We start from the raw sequence: 20909 nt of genomic DNA, 5'->3' as shown, positions 1-20909 counted from the left end.
GTTGCTCCATTTGTCTCCAAGCAATTGGTTCTTTATCTTCCTAGCGCTTCTTTTGAGCAGCTATTTGAAGATTGCTTCTGTAAAGCATCAGAAGGCGCCCGCATTTTTCTCAGCGCCTGCCCAAATCACACAACTTTTCCCTTAAAGTTTATTGATACTGAACCAGCTGTTGTCCAGTGCTCAGTTCGAGGTTGGCAAGTGCTTCGATAGCCCCCATTTGTGCATTTACGGCACCGGCTTTGGCGCGATAAAGTTCGGCTTCGGCATCCAGCACGTCGGTGTTAGTACGAGAGCCTGCTTTTTGTCCCTGACGAGCTAATCGCACACTTTCTTCGGATTTTGAAACATCACCTAGGCGCGCTTCATAGACACTGCAGAAGTACAAAAATTTTCTTTTCCACACATCGTAATCACGTTTCGCTTTAAGTTCTGCCTGATAAAGAGTTTTTTCTGTTTGAAAGCGCTGCTCAATAGACTGTTTGGAGCGCGCAATCGAAGTCATGCCATCAAAAATATTCCAGGTCAGAGCAATACCAACTTGATAGGCATCGCGGAAAGAATCCCATTGGGCAATTTCGTCATTACGATTGTTGTAATACTGATACTGACCAAATAAATAAAACCGCGGCACCCAGTATCGTTCGGCCGAGTCTTCTTGATATTTAAATCCTTCAGTACGTTCACGAAGGGCGACTAAGTCCTTACGATTGGAAAGATCTGTTTTCGCAAGAGCTGCAATCACATCTTTATTCGGCTTAGGAAGTGCACCTTGAACTTCCTCGATATCAGCTTCTCTTCCAAGAGCTTCACTGAGGCGCCCCTTTGACACTTCCACATTATCGATTGAATTTAGTAACTCAGAACGAGCTTCGCTGACCTGCACTTCAACACGCAAAACATCAAAGTTCGTTGAAACTCCGACCTTTTTAAAGAGACGAACATCTTTAAGATGATCTTCGAGTGCTTTGACGTTTTGTTCTGCGACGGTTTTTAATTCCTTAGCGGCAATGGCCTTATAAAAAAGAATTGCAATTTCACGCTCGGATTGAAAACGACTCCAATCGTATTCGTTTTTTGCTGCCTTTTCCATTGAACTTGCGCTGTCGAAACGATTGGTACTGGCAAATCCATCAAAGATCGACCACTGGCCGGTAATATAGGCTGTTGTTGTGGGAACAACTTGATCAATGGTAAAAACATTTCCCATAAAAACAGCGTCGCTGGTCACGTATTTCTTGTCGAAGAGATAACTGGCCGTTGCTGTCAATGTGGGTAGAAATCCTGAGTAGGTTTCTTTCTTTTTCCACTCCGATTCTTTCCATTGAGATTCTGATTTTTGCACGCGCGGTGAGTTTTTAAGTCCCTCATCAAGAGCGTCACTTAATCGCAATGATTCCGCATGAACAGAGGGGCCTAGGCTGAGAAATAAGGCCGCCATAACCAAGAATCGTTTCATAGATTTCCCTAACCTTCACCTTAGTTTTATTCCGAAATTGCCGCTTGAACAAACAATTTGTCCTTGCTCAGCTTTTCCTTTTTGTCTCTTGTGAAGAGGCATTTTTTAGACGCAGTGTCGCTATAGTTTGCACTTTTATCCCCCGCCCTTACAATTGACCTCAGACACCTATTCAAGGGGAAAACCATGTTGCGAATTGTAATGACTCTTGTCCTTTTATACCTACCTGCTCTGGCTTATGCAGGAGATTCATGCATTCGCATCGCCCATAACACGAAAACCTTTTGCCAAGCCCGCGATATTTGCGCGCGCGTGGGAAGCGACTCTTGTTTTAGCAAGGCTTACCAATCCTTGACCGTGGAAAAAGCAGCCGATGCCTGTCGCGGAGTTATCAGCGATGCTTGTTTTAACAAAGCACGCGAAACGCAAAGCTTGGAAAAAGCAGCAAGCCTTTGCCAGGGCGTCAGCAGCGATGAATGTTTCAAAACGGCTTTCAATCGTTATTACAATCTGGAAGACAGCACCAAGGTTTGTCGCGACTTTACAGTCACAGCTCCCGCTCCGGTCGCCGACGATCCTTGTAAGACGAATCCGCATTAGGATTAGGATTTGGAGTTGAAGGATTTGAGACCGTCGGCTCTGGCTTCGCGACCGAGGTTTCATCTTCGATGATATCTGGCATTTCCTTAAATGTAAGCGTGGTGGCATTACCCACCACTTCAAAGGCGTGTTCCACTTGTTTTCGCCTGACATCTTGATGGCGGAAGCGCTCTAAAAGCGAATAAACCACAGGCACCACATACAACGTCAGAAGTGTCGAAACAAAAACACCACCAATCAAAGTAATGGCCATGGGTTTAAATGTTTCTGAGCCCGCACCCGTCGCAATTGCTGACGGAATCGCAGCAGCAATCGTTGCAAACGAAGTCATGATGATGGGACGAAGACGAATGGGGCAGGCTTCTTTAAGCGCTTCATCTGCTTTGACATCTTTTCGTTTTCGCACGGAGTTCGTAAAATCAATCAAAAGAATAGAATTCTTTTTTACGATACCCATTAAAAGCAAAATACCAATCATCGAGTACATATTGACTGTCTGTCCCGTTAACACCAAGGCAAAGAAAGCGCCGCTAAAACTAAACGGCAAGGCCATGAGTACTGTGATCGGATCTAAGAAGGAGTTAAATTGGCTCGCCAAAACCATATAGGCGACGATGATTCCCAGAACTAAAGCAAAGATCAAACTATTGAAAGACTCTTGAAAGGTTTTTGCAGCACCCGACTGAGAAATAAAATACGTCGGAGGAAGAACTTTTGCTTTTTCTTGAATTAAGGAAAGGGCTTTTTCCTGAGATGCTCCGTGGGCGAGATTCGCAAACATCGTGATCGCTCGCTGGCGATTCACGCGTGTGACCTGCTGCAGACTTGGTTTTTGCTCAATTTGCGTGATCTGAGATAGCGGAATCAAGTTACTCATATCGTTCGCGACATACAAAGAATTAAATTCCTTTCGCGGATCTGTGGTTTTTTCTAATTGTACGTAAATATCGTAACGATGCCCACCCTTGGTGTATTGACCATTTTTCACGCCACCAATAAGAGCCTGAATGGTATTTCCAATATCCTGGACATTCACTCCGCGAAGAGCTGCGGGATCACGTTTTGGCACGATTTGAATTTCCGGCATTCCTTCGAGATAGTCGGAATCCACATCCACCATCATTCCAGAATTGCGCATTTCCTTTTTTAACATCTCATTGTATTCCGCAAGCTTCTCCCAATCCGGCCCTTGTAAGATAAATTCAATTGGATACCCCCGACCTGTCGAAAATCCCCGGCTGGATAAATCCATCATAAAGACTTTTACGTCTTTCAGGCGACTGAGCTCCTTTCTGGCGACAGCCATAAATTCTTGCTGAGAAAGTTCTTTTCCAGATGCTTTATCAATACCTCTCTCGCCGCGGTCTTTCATCGTCACAAACATCAAGCCCGTGTTGGCATCACTTCCTCCCCCGGAGCCTGTCCCACCGACCGCCACATACAAATGACTCAACTCGGAGCGACTGCGCAGCCATTTTTCAATTTCCATCGCTTTTTGATTAGTCACCGCTAAGGAGCTTCCCACGGGCAGCATATAGCGAAGAATAAAAAGACTCTGGTCCTGAACAGGTGTCATTTCGCGGTTTAAAAAACTTAAAGAATAAAAGGAAGCCGCGACAAAAATAATAGAACCAATAAAAACTTTCCAGCGATGATGAAGAGTCCAGTTTAAACTTCGCGAATAAAACTCTCTCCAGCGTTCCATGAAAGTCTCAAATGCCTGACCGATTTTTGAAGTCCGATGACCCTGATGAACAAATGTCGAGCAACGCATGGGCGTAATAGTCAGGGACTCTAACAGAGAAAGAGCTACCGCAAGAGAAATCGTCACACCATATTGTAAAAAGAATTTACCGATAACGCCTTTCATAAATGCAACAGGTAAGAAAATAGCCAGAACCGCCACACTGGCAGCTAAGGCCGCAAACGTGATTTCTCTGGCTCCAACAATAGAGGACTCGATGGAATCATAACCTTTTTCGTTATAGCGAAAAATATTTTCAAGTACCATGATCGCATCATCGACCACGATACCAATCGCCAAAGTCAAACCCAGCAAAGTAAAAGTATTAAGTGTAAAACCGAAAAAATAAATTCCGATAAACGCACCCATGATCGAAGTCGGTATTGCCAACAACACATTAAGCGTCGCAGTCCAACTGCCCAGAAACATCCAACACACCAACGACGTCAAGATCACAGCTAAGGTGAGATGCTTCACCATTTCATTAATGGACTGTTTAATAAAGCGTGAAGAATCAAAATTGATATTTAGTTTCATCCCAGGAGGAAGTTGTTGTTGCACTTCCTTCATACGCTCTTTCACTGCGGTGGCGACGGCCACCGCATTTGAGCCCAATTGTTTTTTAATTCCGAGCCCCAGAGCTTGTGTTCCATCAAATCTGGAGATGCGATAAACTTCAGCTAAACCTTCTTCGGCAAAACCCAGATCCTTTAACCGAACGATGTTGAAGGGATCTTGAACGACCTTCCCCGCACGACGATTGATCACAAGCTGATCAAAACCCTTGGCGTCTTTAAATTCCCCCAAGGTTCGCACATTAAATGCATTTTGCGGGTTTTGAATAAACCCACCGGGAATTTCAGAATGTTGTGTATTAATCGACTCCAGCACGTCACCGACTGAAATATTATTTTTATTCAGCTTATCTGAGCGAAGCCAAACACGCATGGCAGGATCTGTGTATCCACCTAAAATTATATCACCTACTCCCGGAACCAGAGTGAATTGGTCTTTGAGATAATCCTTGGCATAACTCATCAAGAAATAAGCATCATTTTTTTCGTAAGTCAGAGCGAGCCAAATAATCGGTTGATCGTCAGGATTGGTTTTGGAAATAACTGGCGGATCCACGTTCGTTGGCAAAAGTCTTTGTGCTTGAGCGACTTTGGTTTGCACTTCTTGAAGTGCCGAATCGATACTTCGATCCAGCTCAAATTCAATTGTGATATTGGCAATCCCTGTTTTGCTTGTGGAGCTGATGCGTTCAACGCCTTCCACCGACGACAAGGCGTCTTCAATCGGATCGACAACACTGGTTTCCATGATTTCAGGGGCCGCACCCTGCAAGGTCACAGCAACGTTGACCACTGGAAAATCCACATCCGGTAATTGGCTGACGCCCAAACGGTAAAATGAAATACCGCCAAAGATTATAAATGCAAAGAAGAGCATCCACGCAAAGACTGCATTGCGGATGGAAACATCAGAAATACGCATAAGGATTATTGTGACTGAGACAGACACAAAGGAGAAAAGCGGACTCCTCTCCTTGATAAGACACAGATCTGACTTCTAGCAGTTTTTAAAGAACAATATAATAAACGCCATCTTCAGGTGCGACACAGGTTTCTTTAAACAAGCGGCTGTGCGCTGGAACAAGATAGATTCTCTTCCATTGGTATCCATCTTTTGTAATCACCTTCGCTGGTCGAGGATCCACATACACCACATCGCCTGACTGGACTTGCCCGCACACCTTCGCGGCTGTTCCTGCTTGCTGGCGAACATTGCGCTTATCGGTCATCTTAACGCGAGAATATGACTCCGCAACGTCGTCAGGAATACTTTGAATCCAATCCGCGAGAATTTTATTGAGGCGTTCGCCTTCAGATGTTCCAAAGAATTGTTCTTTGTCAGCAGGAGGCATCGGCGTGTAACCTTCAACGCGTGCAACAGCTCCATACATTTTACTTTTCTCTAAATTCTTAGCCACAATCCATTCGTTTTTCACAACGAAGTCCAACTGACTAAAGCGATCTTGGGCAATATCTTGAGCCTGCAAATTCCCATGACAGCCTGTGCAGTGCTTTTGAATCAGCTCACTTTGCACACGTCGATAGCCCTCATCGAGAATAGGATTGTCCTTCACCAACGAACGCCAAGCTAACAACGTCACTTGCGGGTCGATAGCATCATTCGCACGACGATCACAGTTTTCGCGATAGTTTGCCGTTTGCGTTCTTGCCAGACGTAGGATCGTGCGATTCTCACGATCTTCCACAATCCATAAGGAGCCATCCTGCGCCTCGGTAAACGCCACGGGCGCTCCTTTAGGACGAACACCTTTAACTTCATTCCATTTCGAAATCACCTCAAGGTAAGAGCCATGACGATCCATTCCGCCATGCGGTTGAAAAGATTTTTGTGTGGGACATCCACCCGCTTGATTAAAATTAAAAACTGAATTGGATTCTTTTGCGAGAGGACGTCCTTTTTCATCCACCGTATATGCCACCAGGCGCTGACCCGAGGGTTGATACCCGTGCCACGTCACCAAAAGCTTTCCACCTAAAATATCACCAAACATCTGGCCTTTATAATAAGCCATATGCAGTGGCGCCACATGGGGTGGCATGAGTAACCACGGAGCTTGATATTCGCCTGGCGCTTGCGGGTTGACTTGCGCACAGTTCACAGGTTTTGAGAATTGCTTATGTAACGGCAAGTTTTTATTTTCAGGGAACAACCACTCAGGCGATGTCGCATGAAAATCATAACAATACGGCCAGCCGTAGTGAAAACCCCGACCGTAATCTAAATCAATCACGTTGATTTCTTCATAAGGTTCTTCCAATTCCGGAAAGTCGCGACTGTTTTCACCTTGAATTAAAAACCCTGCATCTGAAACAGCCATCGCCATGGAGTTGCGTAAACCCATTGCTGCGACCTCGTAGTATTTCAATCCACCTTTGGGAATATTTTTAAGTTTCTCTCCAGGAATGCGATAAATCGCCCCGTTTCCTTGGGCGGCTTCCTCGGGGCACGCTTTATAAGCTCCAGTTCCCGCAACCACGCAGTGATCACTGGGTGAGCCTGAGTTGATATAGAGATCGCCATTACGTGGATCAAATACAAATTGAGAGAGCGGATGCATGTAACCTTCTTTGCGCGGAAGATCACCTATCACCAATTGCCAATCCTGAATTTTGCCATCAACGAAATGAAATTTCGAAATACGCGTACGTTCGCCGATATAATAAAATCCGTCAGGTCCCAACGCCAAACCGTGGGGATTTTCAAGGGCTGCTTTGATCAATTTAATTTCATAAGCACCCGAGACAGACGGCTTTAACAAAAATAAACGGCCATTTTGCGGGCTCCATCCGCCCATATCAACAACAAGAAATTGCTTACTCGTACCTAACTGAAGAATCGTGCGAGGTTTGATAAATCCTTTTTGAGTTTCAACATCAAGAGCGCGATCACGGGGGAGCACCATTCCCAAACAAGTTCCTGGCATCGTTTCAACCTGCACACGAGGAAACCCATCACAAGAACGATCTTGCGGGTCATATTGATATCCACTTTTATCGAGAACAAGTCTTGTCGCGGCGGTTTCACGGCGAGGAGATTTCGATGAAAAAAGCGAACACTGAACTAGAGTTATTGAAAGCAGAAATAATAAGATACGCACGAAAATCCCCCTTTCGATATTATGGGAGATTTTTTAAAAAATCTCTAGCGAGTTCTTTCGTTTATGATCTCTTTTGCAAGCGCATCTAAATACCTAAGCTGAGCCCGTGCATCGTTATAGAGTTCAGTGGGATTCTCAAGAAACTTGCCATCAAGGTCTTCTTTGCGATATTGCGCAGCCACACTGTCCGCATACTCTTTTACAAGAGCGCGACTTTCAGGCTTCAGAGGATGCGCCATCATAAATTTTACGAAGAAATCATACGGAGACTTCTGGCGATGAAACAAAAAATCAATCGACTCCTGGACCTCATGCATGACATCACCGATTTTTTCATTGTCGGAGCGAATCGTGACCTTAAAGAGATTTCCCGTCGCAATATCAATGCTTTCCACCATATTGTGGACGACAGCCTCGTTCACATGTTGCTTGAACGAACCTGTTTGCGCGGCAGGATGTTTCTCGACGAATTTAATAAAGCCCAGCAATAGCTCTGCGCGATCTCGGATGGCTTTTAAAACATAGGGTGGCAACACCAGACCCGAGTACACATGATAATTTAAATCGTGTTCAAAAAGATGCCCCTGCCCCGCTAAAGGCATTTCACCGTTTTTAGCAATTCCTTCTAAATAAGACTTTCCACTTAAGACCGCATTGCTGGTTTCATAAAAGTTCATCAAATCATACTCAGCATTTCGCTCTTTAAACTTTTTAGAAAGAAGCTCCATCACCTTCCGGATTGTCGCCGGCGTCGGCACTTGTACATAGTGAATATCGCCGTCATGCAGAGAAATTTTTTGTCCTTGTTGATTTAAAAACTCAAGTCCCATCAAAGTACGAAGTGATTCAGGAAGAAACTGAACTCCCCAACGAATATCACCGGGCTTATCCGGATTGATTTTAAAATCAGACCACTCATAAGTTTCCAAACGAGCTTTACGCAGAAATTGTTTTTTCTGAAAAGTTTTGCGCTCAAGAAGAATCACGTCCCAAGACAAAAGATTCGTGCGCAGACCCGCTTCACGCAGATGATGACTTTCAAAAATATCGCGACCAAAAAGTTCACCACATAGACCTTGCGCCCGAGCCAGAGGGCCCATAAGCGTAATCGACAATAAAGTGGCAAAGATGAACTTCATCATAACTCTTAAGAACTGCAGGATGCGTTCCAGAAATCCGCAAATCTAAAGGCTTTTAAGGATTTAAGATTCTCTCAAGCGACAAATTAGGGCTTGAATCAGAGACATGCGCCCATTGATTGCACATGTCTCATTTTGAGATTAACGACAGTTTGTAAGAGTGTAGTACTGACGGCGAGAGTCTTCTTTCAAAAGACTTTTACAGCTGTAGAGGCCTGACTTTGAATTCATATCTAACTTAATTTTTGCGTCTGAAAAATTGCGCCAGATATTTGCTCCGCTTTCGCGCTGACACGCTCCCCACCAATTGATTTCGTTTTTTGATTGCGTGAGTTCCGCCTGACAGGAAAGCGCACGTAGATCCGCCTGATCTTCCCCGCAGATCACATTGCGCCCGTGTTCCATTGCGATCGTTCCGCGGGAACCTTGAATGCTGATAAAATTAGTTCCGACCTCAAAAGCAAGAACACCTTGCTCGGAGGTGAAGGAGGCTTCGTAGTCACATTGAATAACTTTTGCGAATGAGGTTTGCGTGACGATCAAAGAGAGCAAAACACCGACAACAGAAAGATGCTTCATAGAGACCTCCGTGAGTTGGCCTTACGGCCTCTTTGATTTCCTCGCGAGTCGATCCGGAAGTCACATTTTTTCTGGTGTGGGATGATTTATTTGTTCCCTGGAATGGCAAAAAACCCCACTACATCTGCGCAATGCATTAAAAAATCATGCACGCTAAGTAGGCTATTTTCCTGAGATATCTTCTTGAATGCTGGGAACTTGAGCAGAATTTTCGGGGTTCAACTTGAGTTGTCCCCAAATGTAGCCCGCAAAATAAGCAGAACAGCCTATAAGGGCAAATATCATCCATTTTTTCAGTCGGCCGGTCACTTGTTGTCGCATTTTTATAACTTTACCCGTTGACAAGAATGCCATGCAACTGTAATTTCGTCTTCTCTTCGAGTGCGGGAGTAGCTCAGTTGATAGAGCGATGCCTTGCCAAGGCATAGGTCGCGGGTTTGAGCCCCGTCTCCCGCTCCAAATTTTTCTCAGAGAATTTTGGAGAAACCGCACTGAAGATACAGTTTAAAAAATTAAAAAACCCCTAGCGAGAAATCACTAGGGGTTTTGTTTTTTCAACTCCTCAGCTCCGACGAATCAAGGACTCGCTTCAGCTGTGAATCCAATCAGCTATTTACATGTGTTAAAGTTTTCCACTGGAGTATTTGCAATATCTCTGAGCGCTTTCATTTTTGGAGTATTCAGATTGTTAATATTGTCTGTCGCTCCCCAAGCTCCGTATTGGCCGTAAGTTCCGGCTAAATTAAAGAACATAAATAAATCGTTCTTACAGCCAAACCATTGCTGCAAGAGACCACTCACCTGTGTGTAACTTCGCGGATCAAAGTTCGATTGATATTTCGCAACCAAACTCGCAGAGTTCTGCAAATAGTCTGGACCGCCTTCGTAAGCGAAGCTCTTGATACCGTAATACTTCGCCAGAGCCAGCTGAGTCGCACCCGACCAATCACTGCCATTGTAAGGGATATCCGCTCTAAAGTAAGGATTTAACTCCAACAGTGATTTATCGAATGAGGCAAAGATTTGCTCCAAAGTCAGATTGATCGAATTCGAAATTGAATTTTCCAACTGATAGTATGGAGCTCCCGCAATGGCATAGATGAAGCGGCTTGGAGCGCCATGGTAGGTATTCATATATTTCAACTGCTGCTCGCCGATGGCTTTGTAAGCGAATTGCGTCGCTAACACCGGACGGATCGTCGTATTGATTGCGGCACTTCCGTAGACTTGCGCAAAAATATTACTAATTTGCACAGTTCTTTTAGCGACGCGACGATATCCTGCCCAATATTGATTACAATTTCCCGTACTAGAAGCAAACATGGCAGCAGTACATTGAGTACCCAGAGTCAACGAAGTGTCTCCAGCAATCACTTCAGCAACAGCCATGTCAAAGTTGTCGTGAGTTTGCTGAAACATCGAGTTCCAGATTTCATTACTATATTCGATATACACATGAATATTCGGAGATAACGTATTTTTCAGCAGTGTTGCCAACTGAGCAACATAGTTATCATCTGCTCCGAGTGGAATATTCAACCAGATGTCTTTACCCGTAAGGTTTGCTAAGGCTATAGCACCTTCGTAAGGCCCACCGTTCGATCCCGCATAAGTTGCAGAATTTGGTGTCGTTCGCTGGCTCCATGTTTTGTGAGTACTATCGTTAACGGATAAGTACTCCATGAAACGCAAAGTACTAAAAGGAGCGATGGCCGCTAAAAATTCATCAGTAAAGACTTTACCTGTTCCTTGATAACCAGGACGCATGAGCACAACATTTTTAACGCCACCCACGGTTCCAGTAAAGTTAAGCATCAACATACTGATTTTATCTGGAACAACAACATCGGCTGTTGAAGTATTCGTTGCTGAGTTATAAATATAATTCGTAACAGTCACCGGATCCGAAGAGAATGGTGAGACCGTCGCTTTCCCAACGAAGGAAAGTTTATAAATACCAGATTTTAAGTAAGCCGCTGTTGGATCTTCAGTGCTCGGACCGAGGCCCGCAGCCACCAATACGCCAGCATCTTGAGTCGGCCAGCCATTGCTGTCGACTGATGCTTGTCCTTCCCAAGGCGCAGTGACAGTTCCCCAATGACGAGAAGTTTTCATCAGATCAGTAAACATGTTACTGGCAGCCCAATCATTTAATCCTTCTAAATTAACACCCAGATTTGCATTCTGACCGGATGTTGGCGGTACTGGATCAGGGTTTGATGGAGTAGGACTTGGTGTCGGGCTTGGCGAAGGTGTTGGTGTAGGTGTGGGTGTCTGTCCAATTTGAATTAATTCAACACGATCTAACATGGCCCCTGATTCGTCGCCATATATAGTCAGGCTTTGAACACCTGCATTTAAACTGATGACATTTTGAAATTGAACGATCTGCAGAACATTTTTCACCGGCAATTGCCAGGCAACTAAGCTTCCATTGTTAACTTGAACAAGAAAGCTGTTGGACTTATTTGAAGGTGCATAGACCTGCGCACGAAGAGTATAAGAAGAAGCTGCTTGAACCGAAAGACTAAAAACAGCCTTGCCACGCCCCCTGCTTCCCTTTGACTTAACGACGACCTTCCCATTCGAGGCACTGGAGCTTGTCATCACCGTAAACGGCGAAACAATTTGTTGAGCGTTTTCAGCTTCAATGATGAAATCCGCTCGAGCAGATGTCACAGTCAACAACACGGTCAAAAACGCAAATAGAAGATTCCCATTCATAGACATTCCCCCGGAGTCTTAAATTGATGCAATCGCTATGAACTGTAGATGCAGACCTTGTGCCGTCTATTTTCTGGGAACGCTATTCAGTTATCTTTTAAATTTATTCACGTGGAAGTTTCTCTAGAATTTGTAACTTCCTTTAAAAGAATTCGAAAAAATACCTTCAAGTACTTAATATGTTTTTCCAATTTAGTTTTTGTCGATATTTTGATGAGCGACAAGAACCTAGTCATCGCTTTTGTTTCTTTCTGCTTCGTTGCATTTTTGCAGCGAATGCTTCATCAATCAGCAATAGAGAAATTACGAATTTTTTTACATCACATGGAGTGATCGAACACTAAAGTTGCGGGGCCTTTTTCGCTTGTGAGAACTAATTCACCCTTTTGTCGTCCAAGGCGAATCACAAGATGTGACTGCGACCAATCCGCAAAGAATTCAATTTCTAACGTTTGACCATCTGCTGATTTGCGAGCGTTACAGTACTCTCCTGGATGACCTTCACAAACGCCGTAGTTCGCGGACCAAGTCATTCCATCTGAATCTTGGAGGCCAACGTAGAGATTATTGCTGTCTTTCTCAAGAGTGACTTCTTGAAGCTTACTAACATCAGGACGCGCCCAAAAGTTTTTCCATGAACCTGTTGTCGATGTCACCCGTTGGACTTTGTACGTGCCTTCAAAACCACTTCCTGGATTTTGCGCGAAAACTGCAGAGTGAGCGAACAACAATACGATTGATAGAATAATAAAGCGCATAAATCCCCCGTCGATGTCTAAGCGCACACCCACTGCGAAAACTTGTCAAGACACTTATCCACGACGTTGTGCATTTAGTTTATCTTAATCTCAACTATTAAAATTTAACGGAGTTGAAGAATGATAAATCTTATTCTTTCGTGCTGTTTTCTGTTCGCGAGCCCGTCGTTTGCGATGGACGACGCAGATCATGTGATGATGAGACCCAAAGAAATAAAATGGGCGGATGCTCCTCCCTCTCTACCTGCAGGAGCGAAAGCGGCGATCTTGTACGGCGATCCAACTGCAGCAGGACCGTTTTCGATGCGCCTTAAACTTCCAGCAAAATATAAAATCGGCCCGCATTTTCATCCGCAGGATGAAAACGTCACGGTGATTTCAGGGACTTTTATGATGGGAATTGGCGACGATGCCAAAGCCAAAGCAACAGCACTTGAGGCCGGAAGCTTTGCTCGCATGAAGGCTGGCACGCACCACTTTGCACGTGCTGATAAAGAAGCGATCGTACAAATAAACGGAATTGGTCCGTGGGGGATTACATATATCAATCCTTCTGACGATCCTAGAACGGCAAAATAACCAAAGAACGGCGCCGAACACAGTTTGGTGTCCGTCTAACCCAGAGCGTTTCTTATTGACCCCTTCCTCTCTCTAAAAGACGCTAGCATCCTTCAAAGAAGTGAGAGGTCTATATGAAAACGCTTGTCGCATTATTAGCTTTTTTATTCTCTGTCTGTGCTTATGCTGAAGATTCCTGCTTAGACCTCAACGGTGTGTATCGCATTGATGGAGTCAGAGCCGTTCGTATCACCCAGTTCGCTTGCAAAACCCTCAAAATTTCCAACGGCGAGATTCAAGATGTAGGACGAATCGATTGGTACAAAGCAAACGTCAGCACAACTCTGGACGGAGCTCCAACCTGCGATAAAGCTTCTTGTGTGACAGGAAAAATATACCCTGACGAAATCGAAATTTCTCGCGACCAAGCATGGACGACCACCAATGAGCATGGCTCGTGCGAATATCGCCAAGAAAGCCTTCTGCTTGATGCGGGAAGAAATCTCATCAGAAAACAGACAATTTACAATTGCCAGGATGGTTTCTCTGGAATGTTTGAGACTGTGTTGCTACGGATGAACTAGAGTATATTCGGAACTGTTGTGAATACTCCTCCCGTCAGAGAGAAAAATGGCTATCGATAGTCTAGAAAGATAGCCAGACGGGTTTCCTATCGAGTGTTTGTTACTTAACACTCGATCCAATGACAAAACAAACGTCTACCAACCAAATTATTCGCGCAGAAGAATCAACTCATTTCTCTTTCTTCTCTCGAGCTTTCTCAATCGCAGTTCTAGCACTTCTCACGTCGACACTGATCAACTGCGCCCAAGCTTCGGGAGATGGAGAGTGGGCTTCAGGAGAGCCCGATAGCACCCAAGGAGACAACAATAACCAAGTCGAAACACCACCGGTTATCGACGAAACCCCAAGCCCCGTTCCGCCAACAGCCCCCTCACCCGATATTCATTTTTCGATGTTATCTAAAATCACACAGCTCGCTCACGGCCCGGGCCAAACCTGGAACGGCTGCGATAAAGAAGCCACGGTTATGGGAGGCTATGGCAGTACCACAAAGTGCGGTAACGGAACTCTGCATCCCGCCTTTGCCGTTCACTTGAATAAATATTTCTTTGGCTGCGTTGAGACTGCTGCACGCGCCGCTGACATGCGACAACCTGATCGCGTCTTTCTGACTCACTGGGGAACTTATGTGAATCGAAACGCACGAGGCTCTTCGAGTTTAAGTATGCATGCTTTAGCGCGTGCCATTGATATCGTGAAATTCGTTGTCTATGATCGTGACGGAAAGAGTGTGCAGATCAGTACGAACGTGAAAGACTTTAAAGGTTCCACTGTGAAGTTCTACAATTCATTCCGCCAGTGTTGGAAAGAAACCATGCCTTCACGCTGTCGACCAGGCCAACGCGAATATACCGGCTCCATTGGCATTCCGAAGTCAGCCTTGGGTGGAAACAGCCTGCACAACGATCACATCCATCTTTCTTTTCCGACGTGTGCGGGGTAACTTTTATGAAAGTAAAAACTATGCTTAAATATCTTTTAATTGCTTCATTATTTATTATCACGATCCCTGTTGCGGCCAGCACCGATATCGTCGGCGAAAAGCAAATCACCTTTTCTAAGGGTGAAGCTTTGGTCACAACTCGCAAAGAAGAAGAGAAGTTAGGCTTTCCTTATACGCTCGAATTGAAAGTCAGCTGTACAAAGGGAAAAGCAAATTGGCAAAAGATCGCCATCTCCGAATCCGAATCTGTGTGTGACGTCAAACCGCAATCAGCCAAACTCACAGCCGACGGAAAGAATATTTCCGTGATGATTCGCGAAACGGATGCAGATGCATTTAATGAGAAATCTCAAACTGCAGATGCCAATGAACTTGGCAATCTTCGTCCGACTTGTAAAAAAGCCGCCAAAGAATTTCTTTTTTCTCTCGAAAACTATTGTCAGTAATTTTAGAAGCGTGAGGTTCGCCTCACGCTTTATTCCACAAAACGTGGCAACTCCCCACCCATCTCATGGGCAGCATCCAGAATAAATTCTTTAAAGAACTTGGTGTTAGTAAACTCTGTATAAGAATGACAGTTGGATGATTTGTTATGAGCACCACGAGTCAGTGCTGATAAGACCAGGCCGCTTTCAGTTTCTAAATAAGCAGGACCACCCGAGTCGCCATGACAAACACCTGATTTGGAAGTTTGATCGAGGACATACAAACTGCGCCATAGCTTGCTGACGGGCACGCGTGCGTAGTTGAGACCTTTTGCACGTACCGTATTCACGTCGCTGATATGACCGTATCCGGCAACCAACAAGTTATCGCCGATCTTCACAGGCAATCCAAGATTGATACTAACCGGAGCAAATCCTTTCGGTGCTGGTGTCTTTAAATAAAGAACGGCGATATCATTGAGTTCAGTTTCAGGAAAATCATCGGCATAAACCGGGCTGAACTCAGCATGTGTGATAAAGTCAGCAACTTGAGTCAGTTGGTTGAGATAATAGGGCTTTGGCAATGTAGCCCCAAAATGAACCCACACGTTGGTCGGACGAAGTTTCTCTAAGCAATGCGCCGCTGTTATAACGAGATTCGAAGAAATCAGAGTTCCTGTGCATTGCTCTTTTAAGATATCACTCTTAGCCATCACCAGCGCTACAGTAGACTGGGTGACTGCATCCGTAGACGTCGCAGCCGTCCCCCCGATAATCGCAGAGCTATCGCCGTCCTGAACTGAATTCTCAGCACCTTGCGAACACGCAGCTAGAAAACACAAAAGCGTTAAACTTTTTGAGAATCCTAGAAAATATTCAAGATAGCGTTTGGTTTGCGACACTAACCCCCCCAGAACGATGGATAAACAGCAACACCCAGCTTAAGCAAGCCGGGTGCCATGTGAGCGGAGGATGTATCTCAGGAATTAGTTGCGGATCACGCAAGAAAGAGAAGAAATTTTGCTGGCCTTGAACTCAAGCACTGAATAGGCACTGGAGTCTTTCGAAGCGACCAAAGTTCCAACTTGAACATCGCCCTCAAAAAGCCCAACGACCAATGAATTCTCATTAGAATCCACAACACTTGCCTGCCCTTTGGCGATTTGAATAATACCAGGAGCTGACTTCGAAAGATGATCACGAGAAATACGGCCAGGTGATTGTTTTGAAAAAGAGAACTCTTGTTTTTCAAGGTTCACTTGTACATAGCGCGGAACCGGAGCCGACATCTCTGCACAAGTCACCGTCGTACCTGCATGAGCAAACAATCCAACCGAAGCCACTGCGAATAAAATTACTGATTTCAACATTTCCAACTCCTCAGTTGAATACTTAATAAATTAATTTGCGCCTTCAGGAAAAATCTTAGCCCACTCGCTGACTTTTACAGGCTCGTGACCAAGAATCGCTCTTTCAATTGGAAGTCTTTCCTTCCAGAAGTTTTCAAGAATCTCTTGGGCTTTATTGGTATTTTCAATCCACTTGTTAAAGCCTGGCCCCTGTTTCGAGAATTTTTTGTGGATCAAGAAGCCGTAATAAACCTTCAACCCATTTCTATGAAGATTCAGGAACATACTTGGCGTCAACGGAACACCGACATCATGATGAGTATAAAAATGATAGTGTTTTACAGAAGCCTGCAAATCCGGATCTTGAATGGATTTACGAAGTTCCAAAAATTCACTTTGCCATTTGTGCATGTAAAGCTTCATTGTCGACCATTGTTCTTCGGTCATCTTTTGCGCTTCTACGTAGCCGCGCACTTTCATGTAACGGTCTGCTTCGTGACGCACATCATGTGACCAGAATAAGCCACCTGGTCTGTTAAAACCATCAGCAGCAATAGGTGTATTTGTCGCACCAAAAATATGAATATTGTGCGGGAGCACGTGCATGAATGCCGACTCGCCCATCGCGTGGACAGATGGAATCACAACATACTCAAGGTAGTCTTTGCGCTCGAAAGCATTTTTAAATGGAACTTCAGCAATACGGAATTCAGTTGCGATCTTGCCGCTACGGACTTGCACAATGGCACCCTCGGCCTTTTTGTACATTTCAAGCTCTTGATCCATGCTCTTTTTACGGTATCCATGCATGACCATATCAAGGTACTTCGCAATGGTGTAGTACGTATTCAACTCAGCAAACTGGAAATAACCTCTGATACGTGAATAGAAATATGTCGCATTCACCGTATCAATATAAGGATACTTATTCGACTCGATCATTTTCGTGATATCACCTTGCAAGCGATTCACAAATGAAAGAGCTTTTGTGATGTTCTCAACTTTTTTAGATCGCTCGTTAAATACCGCATGCGAAAGGCGATTTGAAAGAGTGCGTTTTTCTTTTTGCAAGTCTTTGATCAATTCTTCGCGGAACGTTGCTAAATCGTCCACGATAAATTTTAAAGACTCTGCAGCTTCTGGGAAGTCAAACTGTCTTGGATCTTCAGGGGTGATCGCTTTTTGTTTTTCAAAGCGAGATCTCATCTCTGCAACGAAAGCCTCGGGATCTTTAAACGCAAAAGCAAATTTTGGATAGCGTTCTGCGAGTTTTTTGTTATTGGCATCGTAATTGTCGCGAAGCTCTTTAAGGGTGGATTCTTTCGCAGTTTCCTTTGCCGCTTTTTCGGACGACTTCTTGTCAGACGCCTTTTCTGAAATTTTAGGTATTTTAACGGAGGCAACTGAATCACTGAATTGATCAGCACAGATCTCAGCTGCATGAGCTCTTTGCGTTACACCGGCTGAAAGCACCAGCGCCAAAAGAGACATCGCAATCATGTTTTTACTCACCGCTAGACGGCTACCTAACAATTTACGCTCCACAAGATCCTCCACACGAGCACTTTGCTATGCAAACTAAATGCAACCACAGACTCAATAGGTTGCATTTCAGAACAGAAATCTGTCGGGGCATTCGACAGTTGCCCCTAATTGACCCTAGAACATTCCTTCACAGCTTCGAACCTGATAAGGTTTCACTTGCGTAGTCGTATTGATGAGTGTTCCCGGGATCTTACGACGTTCAATCAAGTCGTATTGCAAACCCCGTTTTTCTGCCGTATTTGCTCTTTCCTCAAATTCAAAACGAGTTTTTTCAGCCCAGGCATCACGCTCAGTGAGAGGCTCAGTCGGTACGATTTGAGGCTCGAGAACTTGAAGTTTTAACGGCACAGAGGCTTCAGACGTAATACTTTTTAAGAAGTTGGAGTGAACTTCGATATAATAAACCGGACGCTCGGCCTTTAAAGCCACGGCTGCCTTACGAGCAATAATAAACGCGCCAAATTTCGCATACAGTGGGAACTGAGTTCCCCAAAATGGCAATTGCCCTTCTGGATAGATCGTAAAAGCAATCGGACGTGCGCCTTTATGATCTTTCATATTTTGCACCACTTTTTGCGCAAGACCTTTTTCTTGGATGTACATGATGTTGGGATCATGGTTTTTCATAAACTTCGCTTGAGGCCAGGCATCCGTTGTTGTGAGAACCATGTTGCGGTCGATACCCATTTTCTCTGCTAGAATTTGGATACTCTTAAGATCCAAAATAGCGTGGTCATGGTTCATGGCAAATATCACGGCCGCATTGTTTGGCAGATTCAAACCTGGCAAAACTTGACCCGTTTTGGAGACCACTTCAATTTTCATATCCTGAAGAGATTCACGGGAAAACGCAGATTCAGGAATTTCACGAAGCACCTTGCTGACATTTTGATTCATACAAAGACGAGTAACAACCGAGCAAAGAGTTCGCACCAAACCTTTTTTAACCGGAGCTAAATTCTTAAGAAGATCCATGGGAGTTGTCGACATGCGCTCATTTGCGTCTAAACGGCGTGTGACTTCGACAATAAGATCTTGGTATTTTTTGGTTTTTGCGACAGGCTTGCCATCCGCAAGAGTATCTAAAAGCTGAACCATGGCGTTTAAAGTTTTCTCAACGGCCCACTTGATATCTGACTCCGCATTCATCAAACGCTCTTTCGCACCGTCGACTTTTTCAAGAGTGATAAATTCACTTCTATAGTCAGCTTTATACTGGAGCAGTTGGCGATCCAAAGCGCGCAAGAACTCAGTTGCCATATTTTTGAGCGATTCTTTATCACTCTCTGAAATTTGGCTTTCTTGCACGATCGGATTAAAAACTTGGAGAACTTGAATTGCTATAGAGCCACGAAAAGATTCTACACGCTCCAAAAAGGCATTATCTTGAACGACTGCACTGATCCCTGCCGAAGTGCCTTCTGTACGGTCCTGAGTATGACCCGCACTTGAAATAACTAATGATAATGCGAGACCCGCAGTCAAAATCGAACGCGGAACGGCCCGAATATAGTTACGTGCTTTCATTAAACCTCTCCAATTGGGCATGTAGAATTTACTACCCTCGGCGGTCCTTGCAACGGCTATTCCCGACTTAAATACGCTTATACTCGTTTTGACTGTTTAAGGCCTGTATCAGAGGGCCCTATTACGGCACTTACTTAAGAACAGAGGCGAGAAACTGGCGAATGGCGAACGCACATTTTTGCCCGCCGGGCCCGTTCAAATTCACATCAAAACCATGTGATTCAAACGGCAGCTGCAGCAAATAATGAGGCGTTTTGTTCGCGACTAAGGCTTGGCGGAAAATCCAACTATGCTCGATAGAAACCACCGAGTCACGATCTCCATGCACAAGGAAAATCGGCGGCGCTTTATCATGCAAATAGCGGATCGGATTAATGTCAGCATAGATTGCCGGGTTCTCATCAGGTTTTGCTTTTAATAATTGCATCACTCGGTTAGGCGTATCCAAAATATCGCCCGCAAAACCTTTGCGATAGAAGACTTCAAAATCAATGAGAGGATAAAAAGAAATAATTCCGGCAATTCGTGGATCCTGCAAACGAAGACCCGCAAGCAATGCCAGATGTCCTCCCGCTGAACGCCCCGAAAAAACGATACGCGATGTATTCACGCCAAATTCACTCGCGCGTTCCAAAAGAATATTATAAACATCCAGGACATCTTCAATCTGTGCCGGCCACGCATGATCAGGAATAAAACGATAGCTCGTGGTCACAACCGTATAACCCAGCTTATTTAAAAAACGATTGTAGTTATTGAGTTGTTCAAAATCTCCGCGAGAATATCCGCCACCATGAATTTGAAAGACACAGGGAGCTTGGGGATCTTGCGCATGGTGAATTTGAATTTTAAGATCATGACCATGACGGTTCTGCACCACATGCTGCGGCCCTGACGAGCGCGACCAATTTTGCAAACCGAAAAGTTTTAAAAATTGAGGTTGAAAGCGCTTTGCCTCTGGAACCGGAAACACACTTTGTAAGTCTTGATCAAAAGTGGATGGCGAAAAAAGAAAATATACAACCGGGCGCAGAAGTAAAGCTGCGGAAAACAAATTCATCGCCAGAAAAAACGGCCTTAATACCGGAGGCCCTTGCATGACTTCCCAAAAGCTCAAAAGTCCTGAAACCAAAACACAGTAAAGTGGAAAAACCGAACCAAAAAGAGAGCTGGTCCAAGCAAAACCCAATTGTGGCTGGCGATACACCCACACGCTGATCAGCAGAAGATAGCATGACAAAAGATAAGCAATTAAAATCATCATGAATCAGTTATGGCAGTGA

The 20909-nt window shown here is 44.6% G+C and carries 18 protein-coding genes and 1 tRNA gene; 6 read left to right on the top strand and 13 right to left on the bottom strand.

Annotated features, from left to right (window positions below):
• Positions 1-148 precede the first annotated feature (148 nt).
• Positions 149-1456 (bottom strand): TolC family protein, encoded by a 1308-nt coding sequence (locus ACLWOR_RS11685; protein WP_413940915.1) that lies wholly within the window; start codon positions 1454-1456, stop codon positions 149-151.
• Positions 1457-1642: 186 nt separating this feature from the next.
• Here ACLWOR_RS11685 and ACLWOR_RS11680 point away from each other — a divergent pair, with 186 nt between their 5' ends.
• A complete protein-coding gene (locus ACLWOR_RS11680) occupies positions 1643-2056 on the top strand; it encodes a hypothetical protein (RefSeq protein WP_413940914.1) in 414 nt (137 codons plus the stop codon).
• Here ACLWOR_RS11680 and ACLWOR_RS11675 read toward each other — a convergent pair.
• From ACLWOR_RS11675 to ACLWOR_RS11655, 5 genes are all read right to left on the bottom strand, one after another.
• A complete protein-coding gene (locus tag ACLWOR_RS11675) occupies positions 2004-5297 on the bottom strand; it encodes an efflux RND transporter permease subunit (RefSeq protein WP_413940913.1) in 3294 nt (1097 codons plus the stop codon). The genes ACLWOR_RS11680 and ACLWOR_RS11675 overlap by 53 nt on opposite strands.
• 85 nt (positions 5298-5382) lie before the next feature.
• The gene (locus tag ACLWOR_RS11670; RefSeq protein WP_413940912.1) at positions 5383-7494 is read right to left on the bottom strand and encodes a PQQ-dependent sugar dehydrogenase; all 2112 of its coding nucleotides are present in this window, start codon (positions 7492-7494) and stop codon (positions 5383-5385) included.
• A gap of 44 nt (positions 7495-7538) precedes the next feature.
• Positions 7539-8636, bottom strand: coding sequence for a hypothetical protein (locus ACLWOR_RS11665; protein ID WP_413940911.1), 1098 nt, complete (start codon positions 8634-8636; stop codon positions 7539-7541).
• Positions 8637-8774: 138 nt separating this feature from the next.
• A complete protein-coding gene (locus ACLWOR_RS11660; protein WP_413940910.1) occupies positions 8775-9212 on the bottom strand; it encodes a hypothetical protein in 438 nt (145 codons plus the stop codon).
• Positions 9213-9374: 162 nt separating this feature from the next.
• Positions 9375-9566 carry a hypothetical protein gene (locus ACLWOR_RS11655; RefSeq protein WP_413940909.1) on the bottom strand — a complete coding sequence of 64 codons (192 nt, stop codon included), beginning with the start codon at positions 9564-9566 and terminating at the stop codon, positions 9375-9377.
• Between the two features lie 29 nt (positions 9567-9595).
• Between ACLWOR_RS11655 and ACLWOR_RS11650 the strand changes: the two genes are divergently transcribed.
• Positions 9596-9671, top strand: a tRNA-Gly gene (locus ACLWOR_RS11650).
• 150 nt (positions 9672-9821) lie between these two features.
• Here the strand turns inward: ACLWOR_RS11650 and ACLWOR_RS11645 are convergent.
• Together ACLWOR_RS11645 and ACLWOR_RS11640 are read right to left on the bottom strand one after the other, a co-directional pair.
• Positions 9822-11936, bottom strand: a complete 2115-nt coding sequence (locus tag ACLWOR_RS11645) for a hypothetical protein (RefSeq protein ID WP_413940908.1) — start codon at positions 11934-11936, stop codon at positions 9822-9824.
• A gap of 320 nt (positions 11937-12256) precedes the next feature.
• Positions 12257-12694 carry a hypothetical protein gene (locus ACLWOR_RS11640; protein ID WP_413940907.1) on the bottom strand — a complete coding sequence of 146 codons (438 nt, stop codon included), beginning with the start codon at positions 12692-12694 and terminating at the stop codon, positions 12257-12259.
• Between the two features lie 120 nt (positions 12695-12814).
• Between ACLWOR_RS11640 and ACLWOR_RS11635 the strand changes: the two genes are divergently transcribed.
• From ACLWOR_RS11635 to ACLWOR_RS11620, 4 genes are all read left to right on the top strand, one after another.
• Positions 12815-13273 (top strand): cupin domain-containing protein, encoded by a 459-nt coding sequence (locus tag ACLWOR_RS11635; RefSeq protein ID WP_413940906.1) that lies wholly within the window; start codon positions 12815-12817, stop codon positions 13271-13273.
• A 113-nt stretch (positions 13274-13386) separates the two neighbouring features.
• A complete protein-coding gene (locus ACLWOR_RS11630) occupies positions 13387-13836 on the top strand; it encodes a hypothetical protein (protein WP_413940905.1) in 450 nt (149 codons plus the stop codon).
• A gap of 119 nt (positions 13837-13955) precedes the next feature.
• Complete coding sequence (locus tag ACLWOR_RS11625) at positions 13956-14780, top strand: extensin family protein (protein WP_413940904.1); 825 nt, start codon at positions 13956-13958, stop codon at positions 14778-14780.
• A gap of 5 nt (positions 14781-14785) precedes the next feature.
• Entirely contained in the window at positions 14786-15226 is a 441-nt protein-coding gene (locus ACLWOR_RS11620) for a hypothetical protein (protein WP_413940903.1), read from the top strand.
• Between the two features lie 29 nt (positions 15227-15255).
• Here ACLWOR_RS11620 and ACLWOR_RS11615 read toward each other — a convergent pair whose 3' ends face one another.
• The 5 genes from ACLWOR_RS11615 to ACLWOR_RS11595 all read right to left on the bottom strand — a co-directional run bounded on the left by ACLWOR_RS11615 (position 15256) and on the right by ACLWOR_RS11595 (position 20890).
• Positions 15256-16107, bottom strand: coding sequence for a S1 family peptidase (locus ACLWOR_RS11615; protein ID WP_413940902.1), 852 nt, complete (start codon positions 16105-16107; stop codon positions 15256-15258).
• Positions 16108-16191: 84 nt separating this feature from the next.
• Positions 16192-16575: a hypothetical protein gene (locus tag ACLWOR_RS11610; protein WP_413940901.1), complete on the bottom strand. Its 384-nt coding sequence runs from the start codon at positions 16573-16575 to the stop codon at positions 16192-16194.
• Positions 16576-16605: 30 nt separating this feature from the next.
• On the bottom strand, positions 16606-18099 hold the full coding sequence (locus ACLWOR_RS11605) for a hypothetical protein (RefSeq protein ID WP_413940900.1): 1494 nt from the start codon (positions 18097-18099) through the stop codon (positions 16606-16608).
• 114 nt (positions 18100-18213) lie between these two features.
• Positions 18214-19626, bottom strand: a complete 1413-nt coding sequence (locus tag ACLWOR_RS11600) for a hypothetical protein (protein ID WP_413940899.1) — start codon at positions 19624-19626, stop codon at positions 18214-18216.
• Between the two features lie 130 nt (positions 19627-19756).
• Positions 19757-20890: an alpha/beta hydrolase gene (locus tag ACLWOR_RS11595; RefSeq protein ID WP_413940898.1), complete on the bottom strand. Its 1134-nt coding sequence runs from the start codon at positions 20888-20890 to the stop codon at positions 19757-19759.
• Between the last annotated feature and the right edge of the window lie 19 nt (positions 20891-20909).

This window comes from Bdellovibrio sp. HCB2-146 (assembly GCF_047345725.1).
In the GTDB taxonomy this organism is placed as follows: domain Bacteria; phylum Bdellovibrionota; class Bdellovibrionia; order Bdellovibrionales; family Bdellovibrionaceae; genus Bdellovibrio.
This window is presented reverse-complemented; position numbering and strand designations above follow the sequence as displayed.